We start from the raw sequence: 20,918 nt of genomic DNA, 5'->3' as shown, positions 1-20,918 counted from the left end.
ATGGCGGAAGACCTGACTTCCAGCATGTTCGATCCGGCGCGGATCGACACGGGCCGCATCACGCTCAACGTCCGCAAGGCAGGCTCCGGGCCGCTGATGCTGTTCTTCCATGGCATCACCGCGAACTCGGCCGTTTTCGGTCCGCTCATGTCCGCGTTCACCGATCGCTTCACCACGGTCGCCGTGGACCAGCGCGGCCACGGGCTGAGCGATAAGCCGGAAAGCGGTTACGCGGCAGATGACTTCGCCGATGACATCGCGGCGCTGATCCGGACGCTGGGCGGTGGTCCTGCCATCCTGGTGGGGCATTCGCTGGGATCGCGCAATTCCGTCACCGCCGCCGCGCGCTACCCGGAGCTGATCCGGTCGGTCGTGGCGATCGACTTCACCCCCTACATCGAGACCGAGGTCTTCGACACGCTGTCGGCGCGGGTGAATTCCGGCGACCAGGTCTTCGAGGATCATGAGGCCGTGGTGAGCTATCTGGCCAATCGCTACCCCAACATCCCGGCGCCGGCGATCGTGACCCGCGCCATCAGCGGCTACCAGAAGGTCGAAGGCGGGCTGCGCCCGCTGGCCTCTGCCTCTGCCATGTCGCAGACGGCGGAAGGGCTGCGGGCCGACCTGGTGCCGGCGTTCCGCGACGTGACCCGCCCGGTCATGGTGATGCGCGGCGCGGAGAGCAAGCTGGTGTCCGCCGCCGCGCTGGAAAAGACCCATGCGCTGCGCCCCGATCTGCCCGTCGTCGTCGTGCCCAAGGCCGACCACTACGTCAACGAGGTGGCCCACGACGTCACCCTGAGCGCGATCAAAAACTTCATCGACGCCTGAGGCGCCGAGACCAATTCACACTGCCCAACAGGATTTAGAGTATGGCCAACGTCAACAAAACCAACGGTAAAACGCGCGTCGCGCAGGTTGCAGGCGGCGGGTTTGCAGGGCTGACCGCCGCAATTGCGCTGCGTCAGAACGGCTGGGATGTCGTGCTGCATGAAAAGAGCCCCGAACTGCGTGCCTTCGGCGCCGGCATCTACCTTTGGTACAACGGCCTTCGCGTGCTGGAAGGTCTCAACTGCCTGGAAGAGGTGCTGGACGGCTCCTTCACCCCGCCGGCCTACGAGACCTGGATGCACAACAAGTCCATGTCCAAGGAGACCTTCAACGGTCTGCCCTGGCGGGTGATGACCCGCGCCCACCTGCACAACGCCCTCGTGGCCCGTGCCAAGGAGGTCGGTGTCGAACTGCGCGTGAACTCCGAGGCGGTGTCGGCCGATCCCGCGGGCCGTCTGACGCTGCAGACCGGCGAGGTGCTGGAAGGCGACCTGATCGTCGGCGCCGATGGCGTTGCCTCCAAGGTGCGGGATTCGCTTGATTTCGAGATGGAACGCTGGGGCTCCCGCGATGGGATCATCCGCCTGATCGTGCCGCGTCACAAGGACAAGCTGGGCCATGGCGAATGGGACAACACCATCGACATGTGGAACCACTGGCCCCGCGTTCAGCGGATCCTTTACTCCCCCTGCAACGACGAGGAACTTTACCTGGGCCTGATGGCGCCGGCTGCGGATCCGCGCGGATCCAAGGTGCCGCTGGACCTGGATGTCTGGGTGGAGATGTTCCCCTTCCTCGAACCCTGCCTGGCGGATGCCGCCAAGATCGAGAACGCCCGCTACGACACCTACCAGACCAACAAGCTGGACAGCTGGACCCGTGGCAAGGTCGCCCTGGTGGGCGATGCGGCCCACGCGATGTGCCCGGCGCTGGCCCAGGGCGCGGGTTGCGGCATGGTGAATGCCTTCACCCTGGCGCAGGACGTCGAAGCCGGCGAGGCGATCGAGGACGTGCTGCCCGCCTGGGAAAAGACGATCCGCCCGATCACCGACCGCACCCAGCAGATGTCGGCCGATTTCGCCGCCTCGCGCGGGATGTCGAAAGGCAACCAGTTCACCGAGACGGTCCTGGAAGCCCACCGCTTTGACCCCATCCGCCGCGTCTATTCGTGGCCGCAGTAAACCACGGTCCGGCCGGGCCGCGCGTCGTGACCGGCGCGCGTGCCCCGAGCCTGTCCATCAGGAGATGAAGATGAACTATTCCAGTCAGGTCGAAAAAGACTACGAAGTCAGGGGCTGGTACGGCTCCATGCAGGAGCTCCTGCATGACGGTGGCGATACCAATGGTTCGCTGATCAAGGCGGCTGCCGCCGTGATCATCCGCAACCCCTTTGCAGGAAAGTTCGTAGCCGATCTTTCGCCGCTGACGAAGCCGAGCGCCGCCATCGGGCATGCCCTGGGTGAACGCGCGGTCGCGATGCTGGGCGGCCGCCCGGTGGAAAGCTACGGCAAGGGCGGGATCGCCGGGATCGCGGGCGAGCAGGAACATGTCGTGGCCTGTGTCACGACCGAGTTCGGCAACCCCCTGCGTGAGCAGGTCGGCGGTGGCGCCGCTTGGATTTCCTCCGCCAGCAAGGTGGCTTCTGCCGGGACGTCGATCGACATCCCGCTGGCGCACAAGGATGAGCTCTACATCCGGTCGCACTATGACGCGATGACCTTCTGCGTGCCCGACGGACCGCGCCCGGACGAGATCCTGATCTGCGTCGCCGTGGCGACCGGCGGGCGTATTCACCAACGTGTCGGCGGCAAGACGACCGCGGACATCCAGGTTCCGGCCTGAGGCCGCAAGACAAGACAGGAGACCCCCATGGCTCTGAACATCAAGGATCTGAAGATCACCTCGCAGGATTTCGCACCGCTGACGCGGCTGCGGGATGAACATGCGGGCGACAAGGGCAACGTCCTGCCGAAGCTGACCGTCAGCGGCGTGCCGGCCGAGGCCAAGGAACTGGCCGTGATCTGCCACGACCCCGACGCGCCGCTGGCGCAGGGGTTCACCCACTGGACCGTCTACGCGATCGACCCGGCGACCACCGACCTGTCCGACGCGCAGGAGAAGTTCCGCGTGGGCCCCAACGGCGCCGGCGCCATGCAGTACTACGGGCCGCAGCCGCCTGCGGGCCATGGTGATCACCATTACTACTTCTGGGTCTACGCGCTCGACACCCATGTCGAGGGCACGCCGACCCGGGAAGAGTTCCTGGCCACCTATGCCGACAACATCATCGAGCAGAACCGCATCGTCGGCACCTACTCGAACTGAGCGACCCAAGGTCCGGCGCGGCAGGGACATGTCGCTGCGCCGGCACCCACTTCCAACGGGAGACGACCATTGACCGAGACAAAATCCGCGCGTGAAATCGCGATCGAAGAGCTCGTGATTGCAACGAAGATCCTGGTGAACGAGGGCATCATGGATGTCTTCGGACATATCAGCGTCCGGGATCCCGAGGATTCCAGCAAGTTCCTGCTGGCGCAGAAGCTGGCGCCCAACTGCATCACCGAGGACGACATCCAGACCATCGGCCTGGACGGTGAAACCACCGACAACCGCCCGTCCTACCTGGAACGCTACATTCACAGCGAAGTCTACAAGGCCCGCCCGGACGTGATGTGCGTGCTGCACACCCACTCCCCCGCCGTGCTGCCCTACAGCTTCATCGACCTGCCGCTGCGCCCGGTCACCCACATGGGGGCCTTCCTGGGCGAGCAGGTGCCTGTCTACGAGATCCGTGACAAGCAGGGCGACGACACCGACCTCTTTGGCGGCAGCCCCGAGGTCTGTGCCGAGATCGCCGAGGCCCTGGGGGAGTCCCCGGTGGTGATCATGGCCCGCCATGGCGTCGTGAACGTCGGCGATTCCATCCGCCAGACGGTCTTCCGCGCCTTCTACCTGGAACAGGAAGCCCAGGCCCACACCGTTGGCCGCCAGGCGGGCAACATCAAGTACCTGACGCCCGGGGAAATCGAGGCCGCCGGACAGCTTGTCGGTGCCCAGATCAACCGTGGCTGGGACCACTGGACCGAAGCCCTTCGTTTCAAGGGCCTTCTCTGAGCCCGAAGGTCTTCGGACCCAGGGGGCGGCGGCGGACGGGCCGCCGTCCCCGCATAGAAATTTTCCGGGAATTTTCCGGCCCCCTGGCCAGGGCGCCGGTCGCAAGGATACCAAGCCATGTCACACGCAGATACCTATGACTACATCATCGTCGGAGCCGGGTCGGCCGGTTGCGTGCTGGCCAACCGGCTGAGCGCTGATCCGAAGGTGTCGGTTCTGCTGCTGGAAGCCGGCGGGTGGGATCGCGACCCGATGATCCATGTCCCGCTTGGCTGGGGCATGATCCTGAACGAACGCCGCCATGACTGGATGTATTTCTGCGAGCCGGAAGAGAATGTCGGCGGGCGCAGCGTGGAATGCGCACGCGGCAAGGTGATCGGCGGGTCTTCCTCCACCAACGCGATGGCCTATGTGCGCGGCAACAAGGGCGATTACGATCGCTGGGCCGAAAGCGGCCTGACCGACTGGTCCTATGAAAAGGTGCTGCCCTATTTCAAGCGCCAGGAACACTGGGAAGGCGGCGCGGATGAGTTTCGCGGTGGTGACGGCCCTGTGGGCACGCAGCGCTGCAAGTACAAGGACGAGCTGATCGAGGCCTTTGCCGAGGCCAGCGTCGAAGGCGGCTATCCCCAGACGGAGGATTACAACGGCGAGACCCAGGAGGGTTTCAGCCGGCTGCAGATGACCATTTCCAAGGGGCGCCGCGCCTCTGCTTCGAACGCCTACCTGCGTCCGGCGATGAAGCGGTCCAACCTGACGGTGCTGACCGGCGCGATGGCGAAGTCGATCCGGATCGAGGAGGGGCGCGCAACGGGGCTGGTCTTCGATCATCGCGGGCAGGAGCGCACGGTTGCCGCCCGCCGCGAGGTGCTCCTGTCCGGCGGGGTGATCAATACGCCGCAGCTGATGATGCTGTCCGGGATCGGTGATGGCGCGGAACTGCAGGCGCAGGGGATCGAGACCAAGGTCGACCTGCCTGCCGTGGGCAAGAACCTGCAGGACCATGTCTCTGTCATCCTGATGTATCGGCGCAAGACCCCGGGCCCGTTCCTGCACAAGATGCGCTATGACCGCATCGGCATGGATTTCATGCGCACCTACCTGACCGGGAAGGGGTTCGCAGGGGATGTCCCGGGGGGCGTCGTGGCCTTCCTGAAGACCGACGAAGAGCGGCCCCTGCCCGATCTGCAGCTGCTGTTCACGGCAGCGCCGCTGGCGGCCTGGCCCTATTTCAAGCCTTTCAAGCAACCCTTCGCGGACGGCTTCGCGACCCGGATCGTGGCCGTGCAGCCAAAGAGCCGCGGCAGTGTCAGCCTGAGCTCTGCCGATCCTTTCGCGGCACCGAAGATCCACCAGAACTTCCTGGCGGCGGAGGAAGACTGGCAATCCCTGCGGGCCGGTTTCCGGATCGCGCGGGACCTGGCCGAACAGCCCGCGATGAAGCCCTTCATCGAGGCGGAGTTCTTCCCCGGGCCGACCTGTCAGAGCGACGACGAGATCGACGAGCATATCCGCAACACCTCCATCACCGTGCACCACCCTGCCGGGACATGCCGCATGGGGGCCGATGCGGGCTCCGTCGTGGATCCCGAGCTTCGGGTGCGTGGCGTGGCGGGGCTGCGTGTCGTGGATGCCTCGGTCATGCCGGACCTGGTGTGCGGCAACATCAATTCCGCGGTCCTGATGATCGCGGAGAAGGCGGCGGACATGATCAAGGCGAGTGCAACATGACGTGCTGAACCCACGCCCGACACAGAAGCGGAAACCGCCGGTCGGGGCAAACAACCAACAGGGAAAAAAGAGATGAATGTGAGACACTTCACAGCAGGATTCCTGGTCGCGATGACCTGTCTTGCCAGCAGCGCTTCGGCGCAGACACTGCGGTTCGGTGCCGGGCAGCAGGGGTCGCAGAACTATGGCGTGAATGCCGCGCTGGCCCAGGCCATCGGTACCGGGACCGACCTGGACGTTTCCGTCCAGTCCTTTGGCGGCGCAACGGCCTACCTGCCGCTGCTGAATGCGGGGGAGCTGGACATTGCCGCGGTGGTGATGCCCGACCTGGGCGATGCGATCCGGGGCAAGGGGCCGTTCAAGGGCCTTGCACAAAAGAACATTTCCCTCGTCGTGCCACTGCTGCCCAGCCCGGTCGGCCTTCTGGTGCGCGCGGATGCGGGCATCGACAGCATTGCCGACCTGGCGGGCAAGCGGGTGGCCTGGGGCGTGCCGGCGCAGGCCAGCCTGCAGCCCTATTTCGAAGGCGCGCTTGCAAATGGCGGGCTGACCGCGTCGGACGTGAAGACGGTTCCGGTATCCAGCGTGCGCAACGGTGTGCAGGCCCTGGTGAACGGGACGGTCGATGCGACGCTCTTCGCCCTGCGCGGTGGCGCGGTGGTCGAGGCGGATTCGGCGACCGGCGGCATCAAGTGGCTGCCCTTCGATGACAGTGCCGAAGCCGTGGCGCGCATGCAGGCCATCGCGCCCGAGGCCTATATCTACGACGTTTCCGCCGATGCGGGCATCGTGGGCGCCACGGAGGCCTTCAAGACGATGGCCTATGACTACGTGCTGGTCGCGCGATCCGACCTGGACGACGAGGTGGTTGCCTCCGTCGCTTCCCTGATCCTCGACAAGACGGCGGAGGTCGCCGGTTCCAACTCGATCCTGGGGGCCATGACGCCAGAGACGGTGTCCCGGGCCTATCCCGATCTTCCCTTCCATGACGCGGCGCCTGCCGCGTCCGGGCAATAAGCGGAAAGGGGGCGGGGCGCGTCATGACTGAACTTACGAGGAAGTCGATCCTGCCCCCTGGTCCGACCTCTGGTCCGGCGCCTGCTGACGCGGGCTCCGGTGGCCAGGGCCTTGGCGAGGCGGGCAAGGGCCCCCGTGTCGATCTGCTGTCCATGGTGCTGGGGTTCGGCCTGGTGGCCGTCTCCCTGGCCTGGATCCTGGATCTGCACCTGCTGCTTGGGCTGCCTGTCTTCAATGAACAACCTCTGGCGCTGGCAATCGGGCTGGCGCTGGCCATTACCTCCGTCCTGCTCGGGCTCCGGGCGGGCGGGGCGTGGCGGATGGCAGGGCTGGTGCTGGGCCTGCTGCTCCTCGGGCTGATGAGCTGCATTGCCTGGCGCTATCCGCAGCTGACCATCCTGGCGAGCCTCCGGCCGCTCTGGCTGACGGCCAGCTGCCTGACGCTGGTGGCGGGGCTGCTGTTCCTGGTCTGGCGCTGGGTCGGCTTGCCCATCGTCGTGATCGTCGGTGCCTTCTCCCTGCTGGCGATCTTCGGCGATGCCCTGGGCATTCCGGGGACACCGGCCGACCGGTGGGCGATCTACATGATCGTCGATCCCAACGGGTTGCTTGGCACGCCCCTGCGCGTCGCGGTGGAGATCGTCATTCCCTTCGTCCTTTTCGGGGAGCTGCTGCGCCACTCCGGGGGCAGTGACTACCTGACCCGGGTCTGCCTGGCCCTGTTCGGGCGCTATCGTGGGGGCAGCGCAAAGGCGGCCATCGGCGCATCGGCCCTTTTCGGGACGATCACGGGCAATGCCGTGTCCAATGTCGTGTCCACCGGCGTGATGACGATCCCGCTGATGAAACGGACCGGGCTGCGGGCCGAAACGGCCGCCGCGGTCGAGGCCGCAGCATCGACCGGCGGGCAGCTCCTGCCGCCGGTGATGGGCGCTGCGGCCTTCGTGATGGCCGACTACATCCAGGTGCCCTACCGGGAGGTGATCATCGCGGCGGCCCTGCCGGCCGCGCTCTACTTCGGGGCGATCTTCCTGCAGGTGGACAGGATCGCGGCCAAAGCCCGCGTGCGCGAGGTCGCGGCGCAGGAACGGGCCTCCCTCAAGGAGGAAATGCGCGAGGGCGGGCATTTCATCCTGCCTTTCCTGGCGCTGTTCCTGGTGCTGTTCACCCTGCAGACGCGGCCGCAGCTGGCGGCCCTGGCCGCCATCGTCACCCTGCTGGTGGTCAGCCTTCTGCGGCCCTATCGCGGCCAGCGCCTGACGCCGCGCGTCTTGCTGCGGGCTGTCGTGGATACCGGGATCTCGGTCGCGCCGCTCTTGCTGATCACTGCGGCGGCGGGGCTGATCATCGGCCTGGTGAGCCTGACCGGGCTGGGCTTTTCCATCGCGGCCCAGGCGATTGCCGCCAGTGGCGGGCATACCGTGCTGCTGCTGCTCATGGTCGCCGTGATCGCCATCATCTTTGGCATGGGGATGCCGACCGTGGCCGTCTACGTGGTGCTTGCGACCATCCTGGCGCCGGCGCTGGAAGATGCCGGGCTGGGGGCGATGCAGGCGCATCTGTTCATCCTCTACTTCGGCATGATGTCGATGCTGACCCCGCCTGTCGCCCTGGCCTCGATCACCGCCGCCAAGATCGGTGACGCGAACATGTGGCGGACCAGTTTCGAGGGGCTGAAGCTAGCCTGGGTGGCCTACCTCGTGCCCTTCCTCTTCGCCTTCTCGCCCGAGCTGCTGCTGGGCGGGACCTGGGGCGGGGCCCTGCTTGCCGCGCTGACCGCGTTCGGCGGCATTGCCGCGGTCTCCATGGGGGCCGTCGGATACGGGCGGAGCCTGCTGAGCCCGCTGATGCGTGCCCTCTACGTGCTGGTCGGGCTGTGCCTGATGCTGCCGCCGACGCTGGGGCCCGCAGTGGGCGTGGCCAATGCGATTGCCGCGGTCGTGCTGCTGGCGCTGCTGCTGCGCAAACCCTCGCCTGAAAAAAATGCTGAACCGCAGTCCAAGGGGAGCGGATCCCCGTTCGGCGGGCAGGAACACCTGCCCGGAGGTCGACACCATGACTGACCGAACCGATGGTGCTGCATCTAGTAAGAAAGTGGAAACAATGAAGAAAATTGCGATTATCGGGTTGGGTACAATGGGCCCGGGCATGGCGGCCCGCCTTGCACGCGGGGGTGTCGATGTCACCGCGTATGACATCGCCCCGGCAGCGCTGGAACGCGCGGAGGCGATGCTGGCAACCGCCTATGGCGTTCTGGATACCCTCGGGATCACGGCGCCGGAAAGCGGTGCGGGATCGGTCACGCTGACCTCCGATCTGGCCGAAGCGGTCAGCGGCGCGGAGCTGGTGATCGAGAACGTGCCCGAGAAGATCGAGATCAAGGCAGAGGTCTATCGCCAGATCGACGGGCTGATCGGGGCCGATGTCATCGTTGCGTCCGACACCTCGGGCATTCCGATCACCAAGCTGCAGGCGCATCTGTCCAACCCGTCCCGGATGATGGGCATGCACTGGTCCAACCCGCCGCACATCATCCCGATGATCGAGGTCATCGCGGGGGAACAGACCGCGCCGGAAACCGTGCAGACGGTGCGCGAGTTCATCCGTTCGCTCGGCCTGCTGCCGGTGACCGTGAAGAAGGACGTCCCCGGCTTCGTCGAGAACCGTGTCCTCTATGCCCTGCTGCGCGAGGTGATCGACCTGGTGGATCAGGGCGTGGTCGAGCCCGAGGATATCGACACCTGCGTTTCCTGGGGGATCGGCTACAAGCTGGCCGTCATCGGGCCGATGGCGCTGCTCGACATGGCGGGGCTGGATATCTACAACTCCGTCTCCTCCTTCCTGAATGCCGAGCTGTCCGATCGCAAGGACGTGCCCGACATGATCAGCGAGAAGATCGCGGCGGGCACCCTGGGCCTGAAGACCGGCAGCGGTGTCTACGACTACACCCCAGATCAGATCGCCGCGCTGCAGGGCGACCGGGCGAAGAAGCTGGTCGCGATCCGCCGCATCCTGGAAGGGCGCGGCTGATGGCGGAGATCGACGAGACGCCCGCAAAGGGCGAAGGGCCGGCGCTGACACGGATCGGCCAGGGGCTGATGAGCCTGGTGCAGACCATCCTGGGCATTGCCCTGCTGATCGTGGTGGCGATCAACGTCTTCAACGCGACAAGCCGCTACCTGTTCGGCGTGTCGCCGGTGGGGACGGATGAGCTGATGATCTACATGGTCATCTGGATCGTCATGATCGCGGCCATCCTGACCTTCTTCGTGCGGGCCCATATCAGCGTGAACCTGCTGCCTCTCTACCTGAAGGGACGGGCGCGGCACGGCCTGCACCTGATCCACGACGCGGCGGCGATCTTTGCCTGTGGCTATGCCACCCACGCGTCCTGGCTGTTCATCGGCAAGATTTCCCGGCTGGGGATGACCAGCATGGGATTGGGCATCCCCATGACGATCCCGCACACCGCAATGCTGTGCGGCTTTGCCGGGCTGACCCTGGCGGGCGCGGTGATGTTCCTGCGTGACCTCGTGAAACTTGTTCGCAACGACCCCTTCGCGGAGGGCTCCGCATGACCCTGACCTTCGTCATCATTCCCCTTCTGTTGCTGGTGGCAGGTGCGCCTGTCTTCCTTGTCTTCCTGACCGGCGTTGCCGTGACGATGATCTTCGTCCTGCCGCTGCCGCCCGTTGCGGTGCAGCAGGTCATGTTCGGCGGGCTGGACAACTTTGCGCTGCTGGCGATCCCGTTCTTCGTCTTTGCCGGCGAACTGATGAGCGGCAGCGGTATCGCGAACCGGCTGATCGCCTGGGCCATGGCCATGGTCGGGCGCGTTCCGGGCAGCCTGGGCGTTGCGACCGTCGGGGCCTCCACGGCGCTTGGCGCCATCAGCGGGTCCAGCGTGGCTTCGGTCGCGGCCCTGGGCAAGACGCTCTATCCCAAGCTGATCAAGGCCGGCTACGGGGAGCATCGGGCCGGTGGCCTGCTGGCCTCGGCCGGGGCGATCGACATCGTCATCCCGCCGAGCATCGCGATGATCCTCTACGGCATGGCGGCAGAGCAATCGATCCCGCGCCTCTTCGTCGCCGGGGTTCTGCCGGCGGTGCTGATGGCGCTGATGCTGTCGGCCTTCGTCATTACCGATGCGGCCCGCCGGGGTATCCGCAGCGATCATGGGTTCAGCCTGAAACTGGCCGCCAAGGCGACGAAGGATGCCTTCTGGGCGCTGCTCATGCCGGTCTTCGTGCTGGGCGGGATCTACCTGGGTGTCTTTTCCCCGACCGAGGCGGGCGGTTTCGCCTGTGCCTACGCCATCGTGATCGCCCTGCTGGTGTACCGCACGATGGGCATCCGCGACATCGTCCGTGCGGCGGGCAGTGCCGCGATGCTTTCGGGGCAGATCATGGTCGTGGTCGCGGCCTCCAGCGTGATCACCTGGATCGTCACGACCCAGGGCGTGCCCCAGGCCATCGTCGGCTGGGTGCAGGGCATGCACCTGAGCGCGATCACCTTCCTGCTGGCGGTGAACCTGATGCTGCTGGTGATCGGGGCCTTCCTTGACCCGACCTCGGCGATCCTGGTCTTCGCGCCCCTGCTGGTGCCGATCGCCACCTCGCTGGGCGTCGATCCGATCCACTTCGGGATCATCATGACGGTCAACCTGGCAATCGGGATGTTCACCCCGCCTTTCGGCCTGAACATCTTCGTCGCCCAGCAGGTCACCGGCCTGCAGGCCCACACCCTCTACCGAGGCGTCGCCCCCTTCGTCGTCGTCCTCGTCCTCGCACTACTCGTCATCACCTATGTTCCGGCGCTGTCTCTGGCGCTTGGATCGACACTGTAAGAAAGGGAACTGCCATGCTTACCAAACTACTGAGAACCGTAGCACTGACATCGGCGATCGCCGTTGCGCCCTTCGCCGGGGCACAGGCACAAAGCACCATGAAGATCGCGACCGCGACGATCAACGACGTGCAGCACGAGTGGGACAAGGTCTTTGCCGAAGAGCTGGAGGCGCGCGCGCCCGGTGCCGTCAAGACCGAGATCTACCCGGCCAGCCAGCTGGGTTCGATCCCGCGCATGTCCGAAGGGGTCCTGCTGGGCACCATCGAGGCATTCACCACGCCCACGTCCTTCGTGACCAACATCGACCCGCGCTTCCAGGCCTTCGACGTTCCGGGCCTGTTCAAGTCGCCCGAAGACGTCGATGCGGCGATCCACGATCCGGAATACCGCCAGCATCTTGAAGAGATGTTCCTCGACAAGGGGCTGCGGGTCATCGGGGCGATCTACAACTCCCCGACCGTTCTGTTCACCATGGACGATGTCAGCACGCTGGATGGCGTGAAGGGCCTGAAGGTTCGCACCTTTGCCTCTCCGCTGCAGATCAAGCCGATGGAACAGCTGGGCGCGACCCCGCTGCCGCTGGCCCTCTCCGAAGTCATCCCGCAGCTGCAGTCCGGCGGCCTTGACGGTATGCTGGTCGGCATGCCGATCCTGACCGCGTTCAAGTACTACGACGTGGGCAAGTCGATCCTCGACATGCGTTTCTCCGAAATCGTGTCGGTGACCCTGGTCAATGAAGACTGGTTCCAGATGCAGACCCCGGATGTGCAGAAGGCGATCATCGAGGCCGGCCGTGCCGCAGAGGAGAAGGTCTTCCCCTGGGGTGTCGAGAACGTCGAACGCACCTACAAGGTCTGGCAGGACAATGGCGGCAAGATCAACGAGCTGTCCCCCGAAGACCAGGCCAAGATGGACGAGGGTTTCAGCGATCTGGCGCAGGAACTGCTGGCTTCCCAGCCCGAGGTCAAGGCCGAGTATGACCGGCTGAAGGCCCTGGTGGATGCGCACAACGCCGAGTAAGCGCGCGCCGCATCGGCCCTGAACGGACCCCGGGACGCCAGGCGCCCCGGGGTTTTGCATTTCCGGAGTTTGCTAGTCCGGGGGAACTGTCTGCCAGGGTGGTCGCAGGGCAGGGCCGCAGGGGGGGGGCGCAGCGGGGCAGGGGGCCACCCGGGCATCGCCCTTGCGGCGCTGGCCCGGGGCGTCAGCTGCGCAGCAACCTGTCGATGGTTCCCGGATCCTGTCGTATCTGTTCGAAACGGGCATCGCCCATGTCGTCGATCAGCAGCCGGCCCAGGACATCGGCCTTGACGTATTCGGACACCAGCAGGCCGATGACCGGGGCGTCGGTCCGGATTGCCTCCACTCCGCCGTCGGGGTGAAGCTCTGCCACCAGGGCCTGCCGGCCATCCGCCACGAGCGTCATCAGGCGCCGGCCCGAGAGGCGCTCCATCGCGGAGCGTCCGCAGGCCGTCAGGTCATAGCCCCGGGCGGCGGCAAGGCGGGTTTCGCCGTAGATGGCGACATGCACCTGGACGCCGCGCCGGGCTGCGGCCTCCAACCCGGCAGAGAGCTCCGCCATTTCGGCATCCCAGACGGAGGCGAAGAGGCTGTGCCTTGCCCCGGCCACGAAGGTGCCGGCGGTTTCCAGCACCGTGGTGCGGTCCGGCAGGGACCAGATCGCGCGGGGCGCCTCAGGCTGCTGCAGCGAGGCCAGTTCCTGCTCCACCTCCCGGGCTGCGCCGCCGAAGCCTGCCAGCAGGTTCGAAGACACTTCCGACCATGGCCGGGCGAGGTAGCGCACGGGTTCCTCCTGCGCTTTTAGGATCGCGCCCTTATCCAGCAGGCGGGCCAGTGTTTCGTAGATCTTCGAAGGGGGCACGCCGGATGCCTTTGCCACCTCGTGCCCGTTGCCCGGGCCGCGAGCCTGCAGCGCGCAGTAGGCCTTTGCCTCGTACTGGGTGAAGCCGAGCGCCGTCAGCGCATGAAGCAGCGGGGAGTCGGAAGTCATCATCATTCACCAAGAAGGTTCACAGGCACGGTCTTCCTGCAATACACTACCTTAGTAGTTAATAGAATCGGAGGCTGAAATGAACCGCATCTTTTCCGGATCCCCGTGGGAGCCTGCGTCGGGCTATGCCCGTGCGGTGGCGGGGCGGGACCTCATCTGCATTTCGGCGACCGCGGCCACGGACGAGGGCGGAAACGTCCTGTGCCGGGGCGACCTGGAAGGGCAGGCGCGCGTGATCCTGCAGCGGCTGGCGGCCGTCCTGGCGCAGGCCGGATCCGACATGGCGCATGTGCTTCAGACCCGGCTCTACATCACCGACATTACCCGCGCGGCAGAGGCCGGGCGCGCCCATGCGGAGGCCTTTGGAGAGGCGCCCCCGGCGATGAGCCTGGTGCATGTGCTGCCTTTCGTGGATCCCGACATGCTGATCGAGATCGAGCTGATCGCGGAGCGGTCCCGGTGAGCGTGGCGCAGGCCGGATCCGGGGCATCGGCGGCGGGGGCCGCCCTGTTGGCCGTGGTGATGTGGGGCGCGGTGCCGGTCGGAACGCGCTTTCTGGTCGATGGGGCGGCGCCCAGGATCGCGCCGGAAGTGCTGGTGGCGCTGCGCTTTGCCCTGTCGGCGGTTGTCCTGTCGCCGGTCCTGCTGCATGCGCGGCCCTGGCGCTGGCCGGGGCGCGACAGGCGCCTGGCCCTGCTGGCGGTGGTGCTGGGCGTGGTGGGTTACAACCTTCCGGTGGCCCTGGGGCAGGTCGAGGTCAGCGCGGGTGTCACGGCGCTGGTCATTGCCAGCGAACCGCTCTGGATCCTCTTGCTGTGGTGCCTGAAGCGACGGCAGCGCCCGACCCGGTTCGAGGTCGGCGGGGCCCTGGCCGGGGCCCTAGGGATCGCGATCCTGTTCCAGCCGGCGCTTGGCGGGATGCACCTTGGGCTGGGGCTAGCCTGGGTTCTTTTCGGGGCCTTCTGCTGGTCGGGCTACTGCGTCCTGGTGGTGCCCCTGCTGCAGCGCTACGGCGCGCTTTCGGTGACGGCGACGACCGTAGCGATCGGTTGCTGTCCGCTGCTGCTGATCGCGGCGCCGCAGATTTCCGGGGTGCGGGGCCTGACGGCGGCGGATCTGGGGATCGTCGCGCTGCTGGCACTTGGCAGTACCGTTCTGGCAACGCTGGCCTGGAACGCGGCGGTCGCGCGCCTGCCCGGGCCGCTGTCGGGGCAGTTCCTTTTCGGGATCCCGGTCGTGGGCATCCTTGCCGGTCACCTGCTGCTTGGCGAACCGCTGAGCCTTCGGACGGGGATCGCCTTTGCCTGCATCGGCCTAGGCCTGCTGATCAGCCAGCGCGGCGGGCGCGGCTGATTTCGGCATCGCCTTGCGCGGGTGGCAGCAGCAGGGCGGCCCGTTACGGGGCCCAGGCCGCCAGGACCTCTCTGCGGAGTTCCCCGGGGGTCTTGCCCGTCCAGCGGCGGAAGGCGCGGTAGAAGTTCTGCGCCTCTGAAAAGCCGACGGCATAGGCGATCTGGTCGATGGTCAGGTTCCGGTTCGCCAGCAGTTGCTGGGCCTTTTCGCTGCGCAGGCGATCCAGCAGGGAGGAGAAGGGCGTGCCGCATTCCGACAGCCTGCGGCGCAGGGATCGTTCGCTCATGCACAGGGCGCCGGCCACTTCGACCAGGCCGATGGCCCGGTGCAGGTTCGGGCGCAACAGCCGTTCGACCGAGCCGATGATCTCTTCCTGTTCGAGCTGCGCCAGGCGGCCATGTTCCAGCAGGGCCATGACCTGCCGATGGTTCAGCAGATCGGCGTGCTGCAGCGGCGTGGCGTTCAGGCTGGCATCGTAGCAGAAGCAGGCCTCGGTCTGATCGAAGCGGATTTCGCAGCCGAAGATCCGCTCATAGGCCTCCTGATGGCGGGGGGCGGGGTAGGGCAGATCGACCCGGCATGGCCCCTGGTCGGGGCCGAGCAGATCCCGTGCGATCTGGGTGAAGCTGGAGAAGGCTTCCTCGTAGAGAAACTGGTCGATCTCCGGATCGGGGTAGCGGGCGGAGGCGACGATGCGAACCTGGTCGCCCTCCACCGTGGGGTAGAAGTCCAGCATGGAGCCGGTTTCGTTCTGCATCTCGACCGCAAGGGCGATCGCCTCGCCCAGGCAGGCGCAGGTCGACATGGCAAAGCCGACGAGCCCGATGGAGGTCAGGGTTTCGCGGTGGCCCGTTTCAAGTCCAAGGGCGTAGTCGTCGGCCACCCGGATGGCCCTGCAGATCATCTCACGCCCCTGTCGGAAGGAAATCCGGCAGGCCGGGTCCGTCAGATCCGCGAGGTCGAAGCCCAGGCCAAGGGTCAGCCGTTCCGTTGGCAGGTCCAGATCGTCGAGCGCCTTTTTAAGGCTGCGCAACAGGAAGACCGGGATCGTGGCCTTCAGGTACTGCGCCTGGCGCAGCGGATCGGTGGACATGTAGGACATCGGTTTCCCCGGCTGGGCCGTGATGCAAATCCCGGCGACGGGATCAGGCAAGAAGGCCTCCGCCGGCCGGTCAAGCAGGGCGCAGGGGCAGGCGGCCATTTCCTTGGCCGTTTGGGATAGTTTTTTGGCCACTCGTACGATTGTTGGGCAATCCGCTGTTTCTAAACTGGTCTTCACGCTGCGGCAGAGCTGTCGCGGCGCCGATGCCGGCCAGAGGCAGCAAGCCAGAGACAACAAGAGCATCCCGCGGCGGATGCGCAGATGGACAGGACACCCGATGAACCGCTCGATGCTAGGGCTCAGCGCCGCTTTCGCCATCGCCCTGAACGGCACCATGGTCATGCCCGTGATCGTGCTGGCCCTGATCCAGCGGACCGGTTTCGACGAGGGGCTGGCCACACTGGTGTCGAGCGCCGAACTGCTGGGGATCGCGATCTACGGCCTGGCCCTGGCGCGCCGTGGCAACCGGATGGGGCGGGGCGCCATGGCGGGGGCGGGGATCGTCGTGCTGCTGGCGGAACTGCTGGGCCACTGGGCCGAGGGGCCGGTCCTGCTGGGCCTGCTGCGGCTCCTGGCCGGGCTGGGGGAGGGCGCGATCTTTGGCGCTGTCGCGCTGCGCCTGGCGGGACGGGCGGATGCGGAACAGAGCTGGGGCATCCTCAATCTGCTTGGGGGGGTCGTCATGGGCCTGCTGCTGCTGGTGGTTTCGGTCCTGTCGGAACAGTTTCACCAGCCGCTGATCTTCCCGATCATCGCGCTGTTTGTCCTGCTGCTGCTGCCGCTTTTCGCCTGGATCCCGGACCGGCTGGCGGGCGCGCGCATGGATACGAGCGCCATCGTGGCGATGCCGAAACTGCGGCTGGTGCTGTCGCTGCTGATGGTGGCGCTGATCTACGGGGTGCAGGCCGGCCAGTGGGCGATCTGCGGCGTCATCGGCGAAGCGGCGGGGCTTTCGACCGGCAGGGTCGGGCTCTACCTGGCGATTTCATCCGTGCTGGGCTTTGCGGGCGCAATCGTCCCCTCGCTGACCCGTCGCAAGACGCAACGGTTGCCGGCGATCGTCGCGGGGCTGCTGGCGATGGCTGTCTCTCTCTACGTCTTCTTCACCTACCAGGGCGGGGCCGTCTTCCTGCTGGCGCAGGTCGTCCTGAATATCGGGTTCTACGCCGTGACGCCCTACCTGACGGGTCTGCTGACGGAGCACGACAAGGATGGCGCCCTGTTGAGCCGGACGCTGGTCATCGCGCTGGTCGGCGCCGCCGTGGGCACGGTGATCGGGGGGCAGGCCCTGGCGGTGTCCGGTCCGCAGCTTTGTGCAGAGCTCTTCCTGGGGATGCTGGCGTTCACTGCGGCCTGTGGTGTGGCGGTCTTCGGGCCCCTTCACCGCCATGCCCGTGCCCAGCTGGGGTCGGTGCCCGCGCCATGATGCCTGGCGCGACGGGCGCCTTTCTTCCTTCGCTTTCGCAACCGATCACCGCTCCCGATCAACAAAAGAGGGGCGGGGTCTTCCAATCCAACGGGAAAACACCATGCAGCTAAGAACGCGACTATCCCTCGCCCTCTCGGCCCTGATTGCCGCCGGGGGGCTGGCCACCCAGACGCAGGCGGAAAGTTTCAGCCGCGGCACGGCCAACACGGTGATGATCTATGACGATTTCGACGGCAAGACCTTCAAGCTGACCGGCGAATGGGGGCTCGTCTCTCCGGATCGGAGCTATGACAGCATCATGGGTGTCGAGGCGGACCGGGATCCCTTCTCCGACTCCTTCGACATGCCGGGGTTCGCCCTGGGGATGAAGGCCTCCGACCGGGTGACCTGCGTGCTGAGCTATTCGGAACCCTTCGGCGCCGACGCGACCTTCAGCGAAGAGGAACAGAACGCGGAATATGCGGCGGCGATCGCCAAGGGGGATCCCTATGGCAACCCCACCTCGACCTCCAGCTTCATTGCCAAGGAAACGGCGGCCACCTGCGGCTACATGATCCCGATGACGACGGGGAACCTGCGCCTGCTGGGCGGTGTCTTCCACGAGACCTTCGACTACACCGAGGCGACCTGGATCGGCACGGTGCACCTGAAGGACGAGGGCAAGTGGGGCTATCGGCTTGGTGTCGCCTACGAGATCCCCGAGATCGCGGCGCGGATCGAGCTGCTTTACCGTTCGGCCATCGACCACGAAGGTGTCGGCTACTTCGAAACCACGCCGCTGGCGGTCTCCATGGGGCTGCCCTCCGCCGATCAGGATGCGACCGGTGCCGGGACAATGCCGCAGTCGCTGACGCTGAATGCGCAGACGGGGGTCGCCCCGGCCTGGCTTGTCTTCGGGACGGTGAAGTGGACGGACTGGAGCGTTCTGCCCGGCTTCACCTACACGGTCGACAACGTCGGTGCCTCCAGCAAGGTGTTCAACTACCAGGATGGCTGGACCGTCAGCCTGGGCGTCGGGCATGAGTTCACCGATCGCCTGTCCGGGGCGACCCTGGTGGAATGGGACAAGGGCGTGGGCACCGGTGCCGACACGGCGACGGACACCTGGACGCTGGGCCTGGGCCTTGAATACAAGACCGACTTCGGCACGCTGGGCCTGACCTGCGGGGTCAGCCTGCTGACCGCCGGTGAACAGACGGTGGATGCTGGCGCGGTCTATGACGCGAAGGTCGGTGATGAAACCGCGACCTTCCTTGGCCTCAGCTACTCCATCACCTTCTGATCCCTTCCGACTTCCGACACAGACTGGCCCGGTTGTCGGGCCAGTCCTCCAACGCGGCGACCCCCGGGCGACCGGCGCCGTGCAGACTTCAGGACAGACAATGCTGGATCCAAACACTTTCAGCCAGATCAACCTGTTCGGCGTATTGGCCGGGCTGGAGGACCTGTGCCGGACCGACGCAGACGCGCGGGACATCCTGGGAACGCGTGCCACCTCGGTCAGCTTTCTCATTCGCGGCGGCGGTCGCGGGACGCTTTCCTTCGCCGATGGGGCCTGCCACATGGCGCCGGATCGTGCGGATGGCCGGATCCGGCTGTTCCTGCCCTCCGCCACGGCCTTCAACAGGATGATGGAGGGGCAGGCCAATCCGATCCCCTATCGCGGTGTGACCCGGCTGGGCTTCATGACCGGCCCGTTCGAGCGGCTGACCAAGCGGCTGGAGGCCGTGATGGGTGCCGATGAACAGACCCTTGCGGACCCCGCCTTTCGGGCGATGTTCACCGAGGTCGCCCTGCACATCACTGCCGGCGCGCTGGTGCAGATCGCGCGGCACGATCCGGAGCTTGCGCAATGGGCCGGTGCCATGCCGGAGGGAGAGGTCGAGCTGCGCATCGACGGGGGGCCCGCCCTGCACCTGGTTCAGGAGGGCAGGGTTCAGGATGGCGGGGTGCTGCGGATGCAGCGCGGCCCGGCCGCGCATCCCCGGGCGCGCATGCAGTTCCGCGATATCGACGCCGCTTTCGATCTGCTGACCGGCAAGACCGACAGCTTTACCGCCATCGCCTCCGGACGGCTTTCCCTGACGGGGTTCATTCCGATGCTGGACACCGTGGACAAGCTGCTGTTCCGGGCCGGCCAATACCTGACCTGAGGGCCAAGATGCAGACATATTCCTACCCCGCTTCGAACGCGGCCTTCGAGCGCGCGCTGAAGGTGATCCCCACCGGGATCTACGGCCACCTGGGGCCGGTCGCCGGATGCGCGATCCCGCCCTCGGCCTTTCCGAAGTTCGCTTCCCGCGCGGAGGGCGCCTATTTCTGGGATCTCGATGGAAATCGCTTCATCGACTACATGTGCGCCTACGGCCCCAACATCCTGGGCTACCGCGATCCCGATGTCGAAGCCGCCGCCGCCCGCCAGTATGGCGAAGGCGACTGCCTCACCATCCCCTCCCTCCGGCTGGTGGAGATGGCGGAGCTGATGGTGGATACCGTCGCCATGGCCGACTGGGCCTTCTTCGCCAAGAACGGGGGCGATGTGACCTCTCTCGCGGTGATGACGGCGCGGGCGGCGACGGGCCGGTCGAAGGTGATCCTGGTCAAGGGCAACTACCATGGCGTCGCGCCATGGACGCAGAAGATGGGCTCCCCCGGGGTGGCGGCGGAGGAGGTGGCCAACAACCTCTATGTCGACTGGAACGATTTTGACGGGCTGGCCCGGGTCGTGGCCGAGAACAGGGGGGAGATCGCCTGCTTCATGTCCACGCCCTACTGGCACCCGGCCTTCACCGACAACAGGCTGCCCGATCCGGACTACTGGCAGAAGGTGCGCAAGCTTTGCGATGACAACGGGATCGTGCTGGCCATCGACGACGTGCGCGCGGGCTTCAGGCTGGATGTGGCGGGATCCGATCATTACTACGGCTTCAAGGCCGACCTGCTGTGCTTCTGCAAGGCGCTTGGGAACGGCTACAATTTCTCTGCTCTTTGCGGGGTGGACAGCCTTCGCGACGCGATCTCCTCCATCATGTACACCGGCAGCTACTGGCTGTCCGGCGCGCCCCTGGCGGCGGGGATCGCATCGGTGAGCAAGCTGCGGGACACAGGCGCGGACCGGGCCTGCCTTGATATCGGGCGACGGGTGACCGCAGGGCTGGAGACCATCGCCCGGGACGAAGGGTTCGACCTGGTGATCTCGGGGGAGCCGTCGATGTGGTACATGCGGATCGCAAACGACGACAGCCTGATGCTGCATCAGCAATGGGTGGCCGAATGCGTGCGCCGGGGTGTCTTCTTCACCAACCACCACAACCTCTTCATCAATACCGCGATCAGCCAGGCGGACATCGACTTCACCCATGAGGTCGCGCGGGAGGCGTTCCGCGCCGTGCGTGCCGCCAGCCCCGCCCAGGTCGAGGCGCTGCAGGCATGAAGGGGGCAGGGCAGGGGCCAAGGCGGGGGGCAGGACAGGGACCCGC

At 66.2% G+C, this 20,918-nt stretch carries 20 protein-coding genes; 18 read left to right on the top strand and 2 right to left on the bottom strand.

The window, feature by feature from the left end; genetic code table 11:
- From AC2IR1_RS20935 to AC2IR1_RS20880, 12 genes are all read left to right on the top strand, one after another.
- Positions 1–831 carry an alpha/beta fold hydrolase gene (locus AC2IR1_RS20935; RefSeq protein WP_486473917.1) on the top strand — a complete coding sequence of 277 codons (831 nt, stop codon included), beginning with the start codon at positions 1–3 and terminating at the stop codon, positions 829–831.
- 41 nt (positions 832–872) lie between these two features.
- Positions 873–2,012: an FAD-dependent oxidoreductase gene (locus tag AC2IR1_RS20930; RefSeq protein WP_486473916.1), complete on the top strand. Its 1,140-nt coding sequence runs from the start codon at positions 873–875 to the stop codon at positions 2,010–2,012.
- Positions 2,013–2,082: 70 nt separating this feature from the next.
- Positions 2,083–2,673, top strand: a complete 591-nt coding sequence (locus AC2IR1_RS20925) for an amino acid synthesis family protein (RefSeq protein WP_486473915.1) — start codon at positions 2,083–2,085, stop codon at positions 2,671–2,673.
- Between the two features lie 27 nt (positions 2,674–2,700).
- Complete coding sequence (locus tag AC2IR1_RS20920; protein WP_486473914.1) at positions 2,701–3,156, top strand: YbhB/YbcL family Raf kinase inhibitor-like protein; 456 nt, start codon at positions 2,701–2,703, stop codon at positions 3,154–3,156.
- Between the two features lie 69 nt (positions 3,157–3,225).
- Entirely contained in the window at positions 3,226–3,948 is a 723-nt protein-coding gene (locus AC2IR1_RS20915; protein ID WP_486473913.1) for a class II aldolase/adducin family protein, read from the top strand.
- 117 nt (positions 3,949–4,065) lie between these two features.
- Positions 4,066–5,679, top strand: a complete 1,614-nt coding sequence (locus tag AC2IR1_RS20910; RefSeq protein WP_486473912.1) for a GMC family oxidoreductase — start codon at positions 4,066–4,068, stop codon at positions 5,677–5,679.
- A 78-nt stretch (positions 5,680–5,757) separates the two neighbouring features.
- On the top strand, positions 5,758–6,696 hold the full coding sequence (locus AC2IR1_RS20905) for a TAXI family TRAP transporter solute-binding subunit (protein ID WP_486473911.1): 939 nt from the start codon (positions 5,758–5,760) through the stop codon (positions 6,694–6,696).
- A 23-nt stretch (positions 6,697–6,719) separates the two neighbouring features.
- Complete coding sequence (locus tag AC2IR1_RS20900; protein WP_486473910.1) at positions 6,720–8,759, top strand: TRAP transporter permease; 2,040 nt, start codon at positions 6,720–6,722, stop codon at positions 8,757–8,759.
- The gene (gene fhmpcd1, locus AC2IR1_RS20895) at positions 8,680–9,726 is read left to right on the top strand and encodes a 5-formyl-3-hydroxy-2-methylpyridine 4-carboxylate 5-dehydrogenase (RefSeq protein WP_486473909.1); all 1,047 of its coding nucleotides are present in this window, start codon (positions 8,680–8,682) and stop codon (positions 9,724–9,726) included. The genes AC2IR1_RS20900 and fhmpcd1 overlap by 80 nt, the downstream gene beginning before the upstream one ends.
- Positions 9,726–10,274: a TRAP transporter small permease gene (locus AC2IR1_RS20890; RefSeq protein WP_486473908.1), complete on the top strand. Its 549-nt coding sequence runs from the start codon at positions 9,726–9,728 to the stop codon at positions 10,272–10,274. The genes fhmpcd1 and AC2IR1_RS20890 overlap by 1 nt, the downstream gene beginning before the upstream one ends.
- Positions 10,271–11,542 carry a TRAP transporter large permease gene (locus AC2IR1_RS20885; protein ID WP_486473907.1) on the top strand — a complete coding sequence of 424 codons (1,272 nt, stop codon included), beginning with the start codon at positions 10,271–10,273 and terminating at the stop codon, positions 11,540–11,542. Before AC2IR1_RS20890 ends, AC2IR1_RS20885 begins: the two co-directional genes overlap by 4 nt.
- Positions 11,543–11,556: 14 nt before the next feature.
- Complete coding sequence (locus AC2IR1_RS20880) at positions 11,557–12,564, top strand: TRAP transporter substrate-binding protein (RefSeq protein ID WP_486473906.1); 1,008 nt, start codon at positions 11,557–11,559, stop codon at positions 12,562–12,564.
- A gap of 184 nt (positions 12,565–12,748) precedes the next feature.
- On the opposite strand, the gene AC2IR1_RS20875 is transcribed toward AC2IR1_RS20880, so the two are convergent.
- Positions 12,749–13,555: a TrmB family transcriptional regulator gene (locus AC2IR1_RS20875; protein WP_486473905.1), complete on the bottom strand. Its 807-nt coding sequence runs from the start codon at positions 13,553–13,555 to the stop codon at positions 12,749–12,751.
- 79 nt (positions 13,556–13,634) lie between these two features.
- On the opposite strand from AC2IR1_RS20875, the gene AC2IR1_RS20870 reads away from it, so the two are divergent.
- A complete protein-coding gene (locus AC2IR1_RS20870; protein WP_486473904.1) occupies positions 13,635–14,018 on the top strand; it encodes a Rid family hydrolase in 384 nt (127 codons plus the stop codon).
- Complete coding sequence (locus AC2IR1_RS20865) at positions 14,015–14,908, top strand: DMT family transporter (protein ID WP_486473903.1); 894 nt, start codon at positions 14,015–14,017, stop codon at positions 14,906–14,908. Before AC2IR1_RS20870 ends, AC2IR1_RS20865 begins: the two co-directional genes overlap by 4 nt.
- A 43-nt stretch (positions 14,909–14,951) precedes the next feature.
- Here the strand turns inward: AC2IR1_RS20865 and AC2IR1_RS20860 are convergent, their stop codons facing one another.
- Complete coding sequence (locus AC2IR1_RS20860; RefSeq protein WP_486473902.1) at positions 14,952–16,061, bottom strand: AraC family transcriptional regulator; 1,110 nt, start codon at positions 16,059–16,061, stop codon at positions 14,952–14,954.
- Between the two features lie 226 nt (positions 16,062–16,287).
- Here AC2IR1_RS20860 and AC2IR1_RS20855 point away from each other — a divergent pair, with 226 nt between their 5' ends.
- The 4 genes from AC2IR1_RS20855 (at position 16,288) to AC2IR1_RS20840 (ending at position 20,872) form a co-directional block, all read left to right on the top strand.
- Positions 16,288–17,436 (top strand): MFS transporter, encoded by a 1,149-nt coding sequence (locus tag AC2IR1_RS20855; RefSeq protein ID WP_486473901.1) that lies wholly within the window; start codon positions 16,288–16,290, stop codon positions 17,434–17,436.
- Positions 17,437–17,539: 103 nt separating this feature from the next.
- Positions 17,540–18,721, top strand: a complete 1,182-nt coding sequence (locus AC2IR1_RS20850) for an OmpP1/FadL family transporter (protein ID WP_486473900.1) — start codon at positions 17,540–17,542, stop codon at positions 18,719–18,721.
- A gap of 100 nt (positions 18,722–18,821) precedes the next feature.
- Positions 18,822–19,592 carry a hypothetical protein gene (locus AC2IR1_RS20845; protein WP_486473899.1) on the top strand — a complete coding sequence of 257 codons (771 nt, stop codon included), beginning with the start codon at positions 18,822–18,824 and terminating at the stop codon, positions 19,590–19,592.
- 8 nt (positions 19,593–19,600) lie between these two features.
- A complete protein-coding gene (locus tag AC2IR1_RS20840) occupies positions 19,601–20,872 on the top strand; it encodes an aminotransferase class III-fold pyridoxal phosphate-dependent enzyme (protein ID WP_486473898.1) in 1,272 nt (423 codons plus the stop codon).
- The last annotated feature ends 46 nt before the right edge of the window (positions 20,873–20,918 follow it).

This window comes from Pseudooceanicola sp. NS-SX8 (genome assembly GCF_057380755.1).
This window is presented reverse-complemented; position numbering and strand designations above follow the sequence as displayed.

Bases quoted from the DNA above. Each gene is read 5' to 3' on its own strand.
- AC2IR1_RS20935 (WP_486473917.1), top strand. From the start codon at position 1: ATGGCGGAAGACCTGACTTCCAGCATGTTCGATCCGGCGCGGATCGAC.
- AC2IR1_RS20930 (WP_486473916.1), top strand. From the start codon at position 873: ATGGCCAACGTCAACAAAACCAACGGTAAAACGCGCGTCGCGCAGGTT.
- AC2IR1_RS20925 (WP_486473915.1), top strand. From the start codon at position 2,083: ATGAACTATTCCAGTCAGGTCGAAAAAGACTACGAAGTCAGGGGCTGG.
- AC2IR1_RS20920 (WP_486473914.1), top strand. From the start codon at position 2,701: ATGGCTCTGAACATCAAGGATCTGAAGATCACCTCGCAGGATTTCGCA.
- AC2IR1_RS20910 (WP_486473912.1), top strand. From the start codon at position 4,066: ATGTCACACGCAGATACCTATGACTACATCATCGTCGGAGCCGGGTCG.
- AC2IR1_RS20900 (WP_486473910.1), top strand. From the start codon at position 6,720: ATGACTGAACTTACGAGGAAGTCGATCCTGCCCCCTGGTCCGACCTCT.
- fhmpcd1 (WP_486473909.1), top strand. From the start codon at position 8,680: ATGCTGAACCGCAGTCCAAGGGGAGCGGATCCCCGTTCGGCGGGCAGG.
- AC2IR1_RS20890 (WP_486473908.1), top strand. From the start codon at position 9,726: ATGGCGGAGATCGACGAGACGCCCGCAAAGGGCGAAGGGCCGGCGCTG.
- AC2IR1_RS20885 (WP_486473907.1), top strand. From the start codon at position 10,271: ATGACCCTGACCTTCGTCATCATTCCCCTTCTGTTGCTGGTGGCAGGT.
- AC2IR1_RS20880 (WP_486473906.1), top strand. From the start codon at position 11,557: ATGCTTACCAAACTACTGAGAACCGTAGCACTGACATCGGCGATCGCC.
- AC2IR1_RS20875 (WP_486473905.1), bottom strand. From the start codon at position 13,555: ATGACTTCCGACTCCCCGCTGCTTCATGCGCTGACGGCGCTCGGCTTC.
- AC2IR1_RS20870 (WP_486473904.1), top strand. From the start codon at position 13,635: ATGAACCGCATCTTTTCCGGATCCCCGTGGGAGCCTGCGTCGGGCTAT.
- AC2IR1_RS20855 (WP_486473901.1), top strand. From the start codon at position 16,288: ATGAACCGCTCGATGCTAGGGCTCAGCGCCGCTTTCGCCATCGCCCTG.
- AC2IR1_RS20850 (WP_486473900.1), top strand. From the start codon at position 17,540: ATGCAGCTAAGAACGCGACTATCCCTCGCCCTCTCGGCCCTGATTGCC.
- AC2IR1_RS20845 (WP_486473899.1), top strand. From the start codon at position 18,822: ATGCTGGATCCAAACACTTTCAGCCAGATCAACCTGTTCGGCGTATTG.
- AC2IR1_RS20840 (WP_486473898.1), top strand. From the start codon at position 19,601: ATGCAGACATATTCCTACCCCGCTTCGAACGCGGCCTTCGAGCGCGCG.